This window comes from Streptomyces sp. NPDC107538, from assembly GCF_055657445.1.
This window is the reverse complement of the sequence record NZ_JBVKAY010000003.1, coordinates 549,389-561,477: the sequence shown is the minus strand read 5'-3', so window position 1 is coordinate 561,477 and position 12,089 is coordinate 549,389. Positions and strand designations below refer to the sequence as shown.

7 protein-coding genes, 1 tRNA gene and 1 pseudogene are annotated in these 12,089 nt (G+C 69.9%); 3 read left to right on the top strand and 6 right to left on the bottom strand.

What is annotated here, in order from left to right; genetic code table 11:
- Nucleotides 1-208: 208 nt before the first annotated feature.
- Nucleotides 209-973: a hypothetical protein gene (locus ACZ7MG_RS13040; RefSeq protein WP_471382930.1), complete on the top strand. Its 765-nt coding sequence runs from the start codon at nt 209-211 to the stop codon at nt 971-973.
- A gap of 79 nt (nt 974-1,052) precedes the next feature.
- Here the strand turns inward: ACZ7MG_RS13040 and ACZ7MG_RS13035 are convergent, their stop codons facing one another.
- Complete coding sequence (locus tag ACZ7MG_RS13035) at nt 1,053-1,571, bottom strand: phosphoribosyltransferase (RefSeq protein WP_471381842.1); 519 nt, start codon at nt 1,569-1,571, stop codon at nt 1,053-1,055.
- Nucleotides 1,568-2,143, bottom strand: coding sequence for a dCTP deaminase (gene dcd, locus ACZ7MG_RS13030; RefSeq protein WP_050398817.1), 576 nt, complete (start codon nt 2,141-2,143; stop codon nt 1,568-1,570). The genes ACZ7MG_RS13035 and dcd overlap by 4 nt, the downstream gene beginning before the upstream one ends.
- Nucleotides 2,144-2,744: 601 nt before the next feature.
- Here dcd and ACZ7MG_RS13025 point away from each other — a divergent pair.
- Nucleotides 2,745-2,815: transfer RNA gene (locus tag ACZ7MG_RS13025), tRNA-Gly, on the top strand.
- A 259-nt stretch (nt 2,816-3,074) separates the two neighbouring features.
- Here the strand turns inward: ACZ7MG_RS13025 and ACZ7MG_RS13020 are convergent.
- Together ACZ7MG_RS13020 and ACZ7MG_RS13015 are read right to left on the bottom strand one after the other, a co-directional pair.
- Nucleotides 3,075-3,680: a dihydrofolate reductase family protein gene (locus ACZ7MG_RS13020; RefSeq protein WP_471381844.1), complete on the bottom strand. Its 606-nt coding sequence runs from the start codon at nt 3,678-3,680 to the stop codon at nt 3,075-3,077.
- 458 nt (nt 3,681-4,138) lie between these two features.
- Nucleotides 4,139-4,288, bottom strand: a pseudogene (locus ACZ7MG_RS13015) (integrase); the annotation flags it as partial.
- Between the two features lie 128 nt (nt 4,289-4,416).
- Here ACZ7MG_RS13015 and ACZ7MG_RS13010 point away from each other — a divergent pair.
- Complete coding sequence (locus ACZ7MG_RS13010) at nt 4,417-7,494, top strand: FG-GAP-like repeat-containing protein (RefSeq protein ID WP_471381845.1); 3,078 nt, start codon at nt 4,417-4,419, stop codon at nt 7,492-7,494.
- A gap of 816 nt (nt 7,495-8,310) precedes the next feature.
- On the opposite strand, the gene ACZ7MG_RS13005 is transcribed toward ACZ7MG_RS13010, so the two are convergent.
- Together ACZ7MG_RS13005 and ACZ7MG_RS13000 are read right to left on the bottom strand one after the other, a co-directional pair.
- Nucleotides 8,311-11,178: an ABC transporter permease family protein gene (locus ACZ7MG_RS13005; RefSeq protein WP_471381848.1), complete on the bottom strand. Its 2,868-nt coding sequence runs from the start codon at nt 11,176-11,178 to the stop codon at nt 8,311-8,313.
- Complete coding sequence (locus ACZ7MG_RS13000; protein WP_093791308.1) at nt 11,175-11,912, bottom strand: ABC transporter ATP-binding protein; 738 nt, start codon at nt 11,910-11,912, stop codon at nt 11,175-11,177. Before ACZ7MG_RS13000 ends, ACZ7MG_RS13005 begins: the two co-directional genes overlap by 4 nt.
- Between the last annotated feature and the right edge of the window lie 177 nt (nt 11,913-12,089).

The window sequence follows — 12,089 nt, the reverse complement described above, 5'->3', positions numbered from 1 at the left end:
GACATCGACGGGAGCACACGGCCACGGTCCCCCTGAGCGGCACTCGCCGATGACCACGAGGGTGCCGGCGGCCCCCTCGCGCCGGGCGGGGATCGTCCGATGCCCCATCGTGATGCGCCGGCGTACAACCCCGTACGGATGCCGGGCGTCTGTAAGGCGCTGGAGGGATGAGCCTTCGGTGCCGTTCCGTAAGGAGATGGGGGATCAGGTGGGGAAGCAGGTCTGGAGAGTCGTCGTGGCGGGTGGTGCGGCGGCGGTGTTCACGGCCGTGGCTGCGGCGCCGGCCGGGGCGGCGGAGGGTGGGGTCTCGTTCACCCGTGTCCAGGTGAACGGCGGCAAGCCGATCGTGATCGGTGTGTCGAAGGAGGTCGCGGCGCCCGCCTCCTTCCGGATGGCGACCACTCGCAAGTGGAAGTGGCCGGCGGTCTTCCTGTACCGGGATGGTGCGGATGACCGGCTGTGGCACGCCGTCGAGACGAGCGACTGCGTCAAGGTGAGCTCGGGCGTCTGCGACTTCAACGAGACGATGTACTTCGACCCGAGCGTGTGGGACATGCGTAACAGCGAGGCCGGGGCCTGGAAGGTCGGGGCCGAGGTGTACTTCGAGGGCGGCGGCGGCGACACCGACGACAAGGGTCTGACGGTCCACGTCAAGCGGAACTCCCGCCTGACCGTGAACGCCTCGCCCGAACCGGTGTCCAAGGACAGGACCATCACCGTGACCGGAAAGGTCACGCGCGCCAACTGGGAGACCAGGAAGTACGCCTCCTACGGAGGCCGCCAGGTGAGCCTGCAGTTCAAGCCTGCCGGCACCGCCTCCTACACCACGGTGAAGAAGGTGTACGCGAACAGCTCCGGTGACCTCAGGACGACCGTGAAGGCCTCCAAGACGGGTACGTGGCGCTGGGTGTACTACGGCAACACCACCACCGGGCCGTCGACATCGCCCGGGGACAACCTCGTGGTGAAGTGACGTCCGTGAAGGCGTCGGGTCCGCCACGATCGTGGCGGACCCGACGCCTCGCGCCGACCGACCACGAGCGAGATCCAGGTCAGAGGGCTTCCTTGGACGGCGTGACAGGCTCCCCCGACTTGCGTACTACGGGGAGGACACTCCAGGGGAAGTTGATCCACTCGTCGGTCCGCTTCCACACGTACTCGCATTTCACGAGGGAGTGGGACTTCTCATAGATGACGGCCGACCGGACCTCGGCCACCGCGTCGAGGCAGAAGTCGTGGACGAGCTTGAGCGTCTTGCCCGTGTCGGCGACGTCGTCCGTGATCAGGACCTTCTTGTCGGAGAAGTCGATCGCGTTCGGGACGGGGGCGAGCATGACGGGCATGTCGAGGGTCGTGCCGACGCCGGTGTAGAACTCGACGTTCACGAGGTGGATGTTCTTGCAGTCGAGGGCGTACGCGAGCCCGCCCGCGACGAAGACCCCGCCGCGGGCGATGCTGAGCACGATGTCGGGCTCGTACCCGTCGTCGGCGATGCTCTGCGCGAGTTCGCGTACGGCGGTGCCGAAGGCCTCGTAGGTGAGGTTCTCGCGGACGGTCGGGGCGGCGCTCATACCTGGGTCCGGTGGAAGTTGAGGAAGGACCGGGAGGCGGTGGGCCCGCGCTGCCCCTGGTAGCGGGAGCCGTACCGCTCGCTGCCGTACGGGAACTCGGCCGGCGAGCTCAGCCGGAACAGGCACAGCTGCCCGATCTTCATGCCGGGCCAGAGCTTGATGGGGAGCGTGGCGAGGTTCGACAGCTCCAGCGTCACGTGCCCGGAGAAGCCGGGGTCGATGAACCCGGCGGTGGAGTGGGTGACGAGCCCGAGACGACCGAGGGAGCTCTTCCCCTCCAGCCGCGAGGCGAGATCGTCGGGGAGCGTGATGACCTCGTAGGTGCTGGCGAGCACGAACTCACCGGGGTGGAGGATGAAGGGCTCGTCGCCCTCGGGTTCGACGAGCCGGGTGAGGTCCGACTGCTCGACGGAGGGGTCGATGTGCGGATACCGGTGGTTCTCGAACACCCGGAAGAAGCGGTCGAGACGCACGTCGACACTCGACGGCTGCACCATGGATTCGTCGTACGGATCGATCCGCACCCGACCGGCGTCGATCTCGGCCCGGATGTCCTTGTCTGAGAGAAGCACGACCCGAGGATACGCAAGACGCGCGGGCCGCCCACCATCAGGACGGACTCCGCGCGCCTCGACGACCGCCGGCCGTGGTGGCCGACTGCCACTTCTTCTGTGACTACCGTTGTAACTACCGCTGTAACTACCGCTGCGACTACCGCTTCTGCAACGCCACCGGTACGACGCTGCGCAAGCGCGCGCAGCGTGGGCAGCGCATGAGCCGCCCGGGGCCGAGGCGTTCGGCCTGCTGCATCGGGAACGAAGCGGTGCTGAACACGTGCCCATCGGCACAGCGGACGACGGTGCGCTCCATCAAGTCCAAGAGTCCCTTCCCCAAGAGCCGCGTCTGGCTGTCGACCTACCTACTACCTACGTCGACCTGACGACGAACCGCCACATTACGGGATGATTGGGACGGCCCTCCAGGCGGCACTCCGATCCCGCCGAGCCCCACCCAGACCCTCTTCCGCGTCTCCACGGTACGCCCCAACTCCCGCGCCCCGCAGCCCCGTCCCCACCCCGGAAACACCACCGGGCCCCATGCGTTCAGCACGCGGGGCCCGACATGAGGTAAAGTAACGACGCGTTCCGACATCGGCACCGACCGGCGTCTTACGCGGGTGTAGTTTAATGGTAGAACATCAGCTTCCCAAGCTGAGAGCGCGAGTTCGATTCTCGTCACCCGCTCTATGTGAAACCCCCAGGCCGTCGGCCTGGGTTTTTTGTTGTTCAGACCCGTGGGCCGGTCGCGCACCGCAATCGCACCACTACGCCTCACGCACTACCTAGGGGTGCTTTCAAGGCGTCGCCCTCTGGTCCACCCACTGATCCGGCGGGGACCAGAATCTGGCGATTTCTTGCCGTCGCCGTGTGGCGGGAATCCAGGCTCCGTCGCCCGCCGGCGCCGGCCTGGCGGCCGTCCGGACCGGCGGGCGGCGGAGCGACGTCACGCAGACACGGCGAGCGGCGGGTGCTCGAGCACGCGGGGCTTGTACTCGACCAGTTGGATGCGGCCGTCGAAGGTGCGGTGCTCCGTCATCTCGAGGGCAACGTCCGGATAGCCGTCGTAGATGCGTTCTTCGCCCGTGGCCCCGGTGATCACCGGGAACATCACGACCCGGAAGCGGTCGACGAGTCCGGCTCGTAGCAGGGACCGGCTCAGGCTGAGGCTGCCGATCGTGCTGAGGAGCCCCGAGCCACTCGACTTCATGGCGCGGACCGCCTCGACGGCGTCGTCGCGGACGAGCGTGGAGTTGGCCCACGTCAATGGCTCCTCGAGTGAGGAGGAGAACACCACCTTGGACGCTTGCGTGAGCTCGTCGACGGACGCCTCTTCCTCGGGCCGGAACTCGTCCTGGCCACTCGGGACCTCGCCTGCGGCGAAGCCCGACATCAGGCGGTAGGTGTTCGCTCCCATCAGGTAGGTGACCTCGGGCTGCTCGCCGAGCCACGCGAGGTACTCCGGGCCCTCAAGGCCCCAGAAGCCGGGCCATCCCTCGCCCGATGCGCAGCCGTCGAGGGAGGTGATGAAGTCGACGAGAAGCTCCGACATGGCAGTGTCCTTTCCTGGGGTGTCACGAGCTTGGACCGGCCGGGAGCCACAAACTCATCGGCCACGCTGTGGAGTGACGAGAAAGCGCATGACGCTGCAGCCGATCAGGTCTGCGGCGCCGCCGTGCAGGCGCGCACCGCGACGCGCATTGGCCGTCACCCCGTTCAGCGCCCGCATCCTGCTCGATGACAATGCCTCACGCCGGGCGCCGCGAGCACAGCTGGAGCCGCACGGGCGTGGCTCCGTTCTCTCCCCCACTCCGTGCCCTCCGCGTGCCCTCAAGAGCGGAGAACCACAGTCAACAGCGGTAGTTTGTTGTCTAGACCGGTGGGCGGGTGGCGCGCGGAGATGATGACCTGATGCAGCACATCCTCAACGCACCGGGACGACTGACGGACAGGGGGCGGCGCTTCTTCGCTGCACGGGCCCTCTTTCCGGCCTCTCAAGACAGCTCGCCTCAGAATGCTCAACAGCGTGGCCCAGTCGGCGAGTTCGAAGCGGTCCACGAGTCGCGTGGCCCCGTCGGTCAGCAGACTCACGGAGTTGAGGGGGTCGAGCGGCACAGACCCGGTCAGTGCGTGCTCAGCCGCACGGGGTTGCCGTCCGGAGCGAGTGCGCCGGTGTGCTGCGACGTGGGCCGGCCAACCGGCTCAGCAAGGTCGTCTGTCGTCGACCGATGCTAGTATCCGCCCGCTTGTTCGGGGGGATGGGGCCCTCCGTCGGGGAGGGGAAGCAAGTGACTCGTCATACCTTCGTGCGTGGCTGCCTTGTCGCGCTGACCGGGTTGGCGCTCTCTGTGTCCGCGCTGCCGCTGGTGGCGCCCGCGCACGCGGATGCCGCGACGGAGATCGTCGTTCCGGCCACCATGCGCACGACTCCGCGCACGGCGTATCTGCAGAGCGCGGGGGCTACCGGCTTCCTCGAGTACCGCTCCACCGCCGAGGGCTACGGGCTCTGGTGGACGAGCTACGACGGCAGCCGAAAGCCTGTGGAAGGTGGTGAGCGGCTCGAACCGCGCACCGCAGGGTCGTACGGCACCGCTTCGGACGTCGTCGCCCTTCGCCCGTCCCCGAGCAGTGGTGGGCAGGTCGTGCTCCGGGACATGGGAACCGGTACGACCGAGACCGTGGCCGTCCCGGTGGGCCAGAATTACATGCAGACGTACGGACGTACGGTCCTGACCAGCACGTCGACAGGTGGGGAACGGACTCGGCTGTTCCTGCTGCGCAACGAGAACGGCAGTACGGTGCAGAGGCCGGTCACCGGGCTCCCGGACGGGACGGTCTTCCCCTTCTTCACCAGGGGTTCGGCCTCCGGCATCCTCGTCAACTACTTCGGCTACGACGGCCCGAACCGGGTCCTCCGGTACGCCTGGGTGGACGCGGAGACCGGTGCCGCCACGATCCTGCCGCCACTGGTGGCGAGCACGGCCAGCGTGGTGGGACCCGACTACCTGGTCAGCTGGTACGGCACGTCCCGGGTGCGGGTGTACGCCGAAGGTGCCTACGACGCACCCGCTCACGAGGTCGCGTTCCCCCACACCTCGGAGCACATGATCCTCGGCGTCGTCGGTGACGCGGTCGTCGTCGCGCGGCGCGACGCGTCCTCCGTCTGGAGTGTGTCGGCGCTGCCCTTCGACGGCTCCGCGGAGCTGCCCCTGTTCAAGCGGGCCGATCCCGCTGCCGTCGTCAGCCCCGACGGCGGCCTGGTCATCGCCGGCGGAGAGTCCGCTCTGGACTACGGCATCGCCAAGGTCGAGGCGGGCGCCGACGGTCTGCCCCGGGCCCGCCGGATCGTGGACCTTCCGGCCGTGCCCCTGGGGATCGAGTCGCTCGATCTGAGCGGCGGTGAGCTGATGACCTACGAGTCCGGCGACCGGGCGACGCATCTGTACAGCCGCTCGCTGACCACGGCGGGGGCCCTGACGGCGGGCACGCGCACGGATCGGGGAGCGACCCGGCAGTGTGGGGTCATGGCCGGGGACCACGGGGACTGTCCCGACCTGCTGGGTACGGGTGACGGCCGGGCGGTCATCCGGACCACGGCCGGGGAGGTCCAGGTACTGGACCGGGGTCAGTCCCTTCCCGGAACCGTGATGGGTTCGGGCCTCCAGGACAACCATGGTCTGGTGGACGTCGCGGGCCGGTATGCGGCCTGGCGTGGGCCCTCGCCCGCGGGAGACGGCCTGACGGTGGCGGATCTCGACACACGGAAGGTCGTGCTCACCCGGACGGGCGCGGCCGGTGCGGTCCCCACTCGCCTGTGGGGGGAAACGCTGTGGACGGCGGCCGATGGCGGCGTGGTCACAGCCAAGGATGTGCGTTCGGGCAACACGATCACGTCGTTCCGGGTGTTCGGCAGTGGCAGCGGCTGCGCTCGGAGCGGCTTCCGGGCGGTGGGACGCTGGGTGCACTGGTCGGGCTCGTGCAGCACTCCCCAGGGCAGCGAGTCGAAGGCGTACGTGTACGACACCCGCAGGAAGAAGCTCATCGACGTGCCCACGGGCGGAGAGGCGCGGCTGGGCGACGGCTTCCTGGTCACGCGTGACTCCACGTCCGGGGCGCTGGTTCTCACGGACGTCACGAGCGGCTCCGCGGTGAGCCGGACCCTGGCGGCCAAGGCCGGGAAGTGGGACGTCGATCCGTACACCGGCCTGGTCGGCTACGTGGACCCGGCCTCCCAGGACATCCACGTCCTGCGCAGTGGCATCCCCGCCACGGACATCGCGGTCCTGGGAGCGAGGACGGAACCTTCGGTCGACCTGTTGGACTCGTCGGCCTCGTGGGACGGCACGTGGTGGCTGTCGAAGCCGACCGCGTCGTGGACGCTGGTGCTCAGGAACAAGGCGACCGGCGCCACCGTGCGCACGCTGACGGGTGGCGCCGCGCGCGACGCGGTCCGCACGTCCTGGAACGGCAGGACGTCGACGGGCGGGTACGCGCCGAACGGCACGTACAACTGGACGCTGACGGCGGCCCCGGCCGACCGGCGCGGTGCGGCGGCGACCGTGTCCGGCTCGCTGAAGCTGACCGGTGGTGCCGCGGTGAGACGCGACCATGTCGGATCCGACGGCATCGGTGACCTGGTCACGCTCACCTCCAAGGGTGCGCTGTCCTTCCATCGGGGTGACGGCACGGGGAAGTTCTCGACGAAGACCTCGGCTTCGGGCTGGCCGGCCTCGATCGCGGTGGTGCCCTTCGGAGACCTGAACGGTGACCGCTGCGACGACGTGCTCGTGCGGTTCGGCAGTGGTGCGCTGCGGGCGTACCGCCCGGGGTGCGGCAAAGCCCTGACGACATCCACGCCGTACACCACGCTGGGAGCGTCGGGGTGGAACCAGTACGACGTGCTGACCTCACCGGGCGACATCACCGGTGACGGCCGGGCGGACCTGATCGCCCGCCGGGCGTCCACCGGTGACATCTACCTGTACAAGGCCACGAGCGGCGGAAAGCTCTCGGCACGCGTGAAGATCTTCTCCAAGTGGTCCGGCTACAAGAAGATCATCGGCGTCGGCGACCTCAACGGTGACGGGTACGGAGACCTGCTGGCGCAGGACAAGTCGAACAAGCTGTGGCGGTACGCGGGCACGGCGAGCGGTGGCTTCAAGGCGCGGGTCAAGGTGGCCGACAACTGGGGTGCCTCCTACAACGTCGTGGTGGGCGCCGGTGACATCAACGGGGACGGGAGGGCGGACATCGTCTCCCGTGACACCTCCGGCAGGCTGTGGCGCAACAACGGCGACGGCAAGGGCTCGTTCGGGCCACGCGTACAGATCGCCGCCGGGTGGCAGGGGTACAAGGCCCTGTACTGACCGCTCGTGCCAGGTCACGTCCGAGGAGTGCCCAGCCCGTGACCACAGAGTCGGCGAACTCACCGGGGCCGATGGGTGAGTTCGTGCCGTGCTGTCGCGCGAACCCCACAAGTCGCCGTGCGGGAAGCCGAGTTGCCACGTCCGTCAGAGCGCACCAGAGACGGCGGACAGCCCGTTCCCGCTCGCGGACTTCGCCGACCGGACCGGGGCCAAGAGGTGCACCGATGGGAGTGACGAGACTGTACGTCCACCTTCAAGGAAGCCATCGGCCCGAAGATCACCGTGCAGATGTCCCTTCGGAGGGTGAACGCTGTGCAAGCGCAAGTGGCGGGCCAGGAGAGGGAGCTTCCTCTCCGCTTCAAGCGGCCCTTCCTGGTCTGGTCCTCATTCACCACGCTGCTCGTGTCGGACGGCTGGGACTCGCTCCGCGTTCGCGAGGATCGACTCACGGCAACTCGCACCGCAACCGCCGCATCGCGCCGCGCGCACTGCTTCGCACACCTGCCACCGTCATAGGGATCGAGGCGCGCGGCGCAGACCGGCATTTTTGATCTTGCAGACCAGAGCCGTGCCCATAGCGTGGCCTTCAGGGCGGACAACCACGGTCGGCAGGGGTGCCACCAAGCACTCACGCTTGCTCTGGCATGACGAATCTATGCAGGTCAGAAGCCGCATGGGTGCCCAAGCGCCGTCGCTTCCCAAGCTGAGAGCGCGAGTTCGATTCTCGTCACCCGCTCCAGAGAGAAACCCCCCGGTCAGCGACCTGGACGAGGGGTGATTCGCCCTCGTCCAGGGGCGGGGTCCGGCGACGGAGGATCAGTGTGCGGCGCGGCGGGCCAGTGCCCCGCGTGAGCGGGTCACCAGTGCGGCCAGCAGGGCGGCGCCGAGGGGCACGACCACCAGGAGGGCGGCGAGCGTCTCCCAGGGGACGACGATCGGCACGTACGGCGGGGCGTCACCGGCGCCGCCCCAGCCGTTGTCGAGAGCCTCCTGGTAGGAGCGCAGCTGCTCGCGCTCCTCGGTGAGCCGCAGCCCGACCGCGGGCAGGACACCGGCCGCCGAGCCGAGGACCACACCCATCGCGGCGACCACACCGCACTGGAAGCCGCTGAGCGTGCGGCGCACCCGGGGCGGGGCTCCGACCGCTGCGAGCGTCTTGAGATCGGCCTCCGCGTCGGCCTGGGCGAGACCGGTGGCGATGCCGGCCGCACCGATGGTGACCAGGCCGGCGAAGACGGTCAGCGCGAGCAGGACGAGCCCGTTCTCGTCGACCCAGCCCTGCTCCACGGTCAGCTCGACGTTGCTGCCGAGCTTGGCGATCTCGGCGTCGAGCTTCTGCCGCTCCTCGGTGCTGGGGATCCGGTCGGTGCTGAAGAAGGCGCCGAGGGGGACGGTGGTCAGTCCGGCGGCCTTGGCGGCGGCGGGGCTGAGCACGCTCTGCACTCCGTAGGCGTCGGGCGAGCCCGGCACCTGGTAGGCGGGGAAGGACTTCAGCTCGCCCGGGACCGGCTTGTTCTGCGCGGCGGCGCGGTCGGCGGCCTTCGGGTCGGCGATCAGCTTGATGCCGACGGCGCCGTTCCTGTCGACCTGGGGCTTGTGGAAGCTGACGAGCTTTCCGTCGGCGAGGGCCTTGGCCGCGCCCGGGTCGTCGATGCCGAGGAGCTTCAGGAGCGGGGCGTCGGCGATGAGGAGACCGCCGTCGACGTAGACGCCGTTGCCGTCGGGCGAGAGGCAGCGCCAGTCCTTGGCGAGCGCGCGCCGCTGCTCCTTGCTGTACTTCTCCGCGGGGTCGGAGCCGTCGGGGGTGCTGGCCCACAGCGGGCACTCGTTGGCCGGCGGGGTGACGATCTCGAAGCGGCCACAGCCCTCGCCCTCGTCATACGGGGCGCAGCCGGGCTTGCCGACGGCGATGCGGAACACGTCGGCGCGGACGTCGACGGGCAGCGTCCGCTGCACGGCGTCGCGGACCTCGGGAACGTCCCGGCCGCCCTCCTCGGGGACGAGCGCGGCGACGGCCCCGTACGGCAGGCTGGCCCGGTACTCGGCCTGACTCTGGGCGTCGCTGCTCGCGGCGTACGTCGAGACGGCGACGGTGCCCGCGACGGCGGCCAGGACGGCGGCGACAGCGGGTGCCGTACGGCCCCGGTTGCGGACGGCGTCCCGCAGGGCGAGGCGCGGCGAGAGCGGCAGCCAGCGGCTGGCCCGGCCGAACAGGCCGACCAGGGCGGGCGTCATGGCGACCACACCCAGCTCGGCGATGGCCGAGCCACCCGCGACCAGGACGAACTGGTCGGAGACGACCGAGCCGTACAGGGCGATGGCCGCGCCGAGCAGGACGGCGCCGAAGCCGATCAACGGCAGCACGCGGTTGCTGCGGCGCACGCCGCGACGGCCGGTGAGGGAGGCCAGGACGGTCTGCCGGGAGGCGGTGACGGCCGGGACGATCGCGGAGAGCAGGCCGGTGAGGACGGCGAGCGCGGCGATGGCGAGCAGTTCCAGCGGTCTGACGGTGAAGCCGCCGAACCGCTGCCCCATGTAGTCCTCTAGGAGTGGCCGGAGGGCGAAGGTAAGGATCAGGGCGAGGACCATGCCGACCAGGGCCGCCGCGAAGCCGATGACGAGGCCGCCGCTCAGCACGATGGCCCGGATGTGGCTGCGGGCACCGCCGTTGGCGCCGACCAGGCCCAGCTGGCGGCGGGAACGGCGGGCACCGACGGCGAAGGCGGGACCGGCGAGCAGGCAGATCTCCAGCATCGCCAGGCCGACGACCGTGCCCACGGCGGCGAGTGCGGCGGCGTCGGTGCTCCCGCCGCTCTCGTAGTCGGCCCAGCCTTCCTTCTGGTAGAGCGGCACCTCGGAGTCGGCGGGCGGGTCGAGGGCCACGGCCCGGGAGGTGACCAGGACGCCCTTGGTGTTGATCGCCTGGACCGTGTTCCACGTGAAACCACCGGACTTCTTCACCAGGTAGGTGGTGGAGTCCTCGGGCTTCGGCAGTCCGGCCTTCTCGACCGCCTTGGCGTACGGCGCGAGGAAGGCCCCCGGCAGGGCGTTGACCTGCTGTGCCGTGAGGTCGCTGGGCAGCTCGTACGAGCCGCTGATCACATAGGTGCGGTCGAAGCCGCGGGCGGTGAGGGTGGAGCCGACGGACAGCCCGCTGCTCTCCAGGAACCGGGTGGTCGCGGCGATCTCGTCGTTCTTCTCGGGGAAGCGGCCCTCCTGCAGTCGCATGATGCCCCGGGCGACGGGATCGACGGCGGCCAGCTCACGGACCTCGGCCTGGAGCAGACCGTGCCTGGTCGTCAGCTTGGCGCTGCCCCTGCTGTCGGTCAGTACCGTCGAACCGGCCGGAATGCTCTTGGTGACATCGGTCGGGCCGTCCGGCCAGGACTTGCCCGGCGAGTCGTAGTCCCCGGCCGGGGTGTGCTGCTCGCCCTCGGGGTCCTGCAGGATGGCCACGCCGGCCACTTGGGCATCGGAGAAGCGAGCGTCGGCGGCACCCAGGGTGCGCTCCATCCGCTGCGCGGGGGTGAGTTCGGCGCTGCGCAGGGTCAGGTCCAGGGCGCTCACGCCCAGGATCGGCAGCGCGATCATGGCGAGGACGAGGAAGCTGCGGCCCTTGTAGCGCCAGGCGTCACGGCGGGCGATGCGGACCGCGGCCCGCCAGGAGTGGAACCAGGTCGTCACCGCTGGGCCGCCCGGCCGGTCAGGAGCGAGTCGGCGTCGCTGCGTACGGTCTGGTCGACGACGGCGCCGTCCCGCAGGAAGACGACCCGGTCGGCCCAGGCGGCGAACCGCGGCTCGTGGGTGACCATGATGCCGGCGGCTCCGGCGTCGCAGCGGGAGCGCAGCAGGGCCAGCACGGACTCGCCGGTCTCGGAGTCGAGGGCGCCGGTGGGCTCGTCGGCGAGGACGAGTCGGCGGTCGCCGACGAGGGCGCGGGCGATGGCCACGCGCTGCTGCTGGCCGCCGGACATCTCGTCGGGGAACCGGTCGGCGAGATGGCCGAGGTCCATCTCGGCGAGGGCGGCGAGGGCCTCGGTACGGGCCTTGCGGGCCGATATGCCGTCCAGTTCGCGGGGCAGGGCCACGTTCTCGGCGGCGGTGAGGGCCGGGATGAGGTTGTAGTCCTGGAAGACGTAGCCGATGCTGCGGCGGCGCAGGGCGGCGAGCCCCTTGATGCCGAGGGCGGTGATGTCGGTGCCCTCGACGAAGACCTGCCCGGAGGTGGGGGTGTCGAGGCCGCCGGCGATGGTGAGCAGGGTGGACTTGCCGGAGCCCGACGGGCCCATGACGGCGACGAGTTCACCGGGGTGGACGTCGAGGTCGATGCCGCGCAGGGCGTGTACCTCGGTGGCGCCGGAGCCGTGGACGCGGGTCAGGTTCCGCAGACTCAGCGCGGGCTGCTGCTGTGTGGACATGGTTCCCCCTCGGGCGTACGCCGGCGAACGGCCGGACGTCTGTGCGACGGACGGTCGTTGGCAGCGCCGTGCGTACGGTATGGGTCTGGTCGGGTGGTTCGGAGTCTTCAGGTGCTATGGGTGGGTCGGGTGGAGCCGGTGGGTCGGGTGGACCCGTCGGGGCGCGTGGACCCGGTG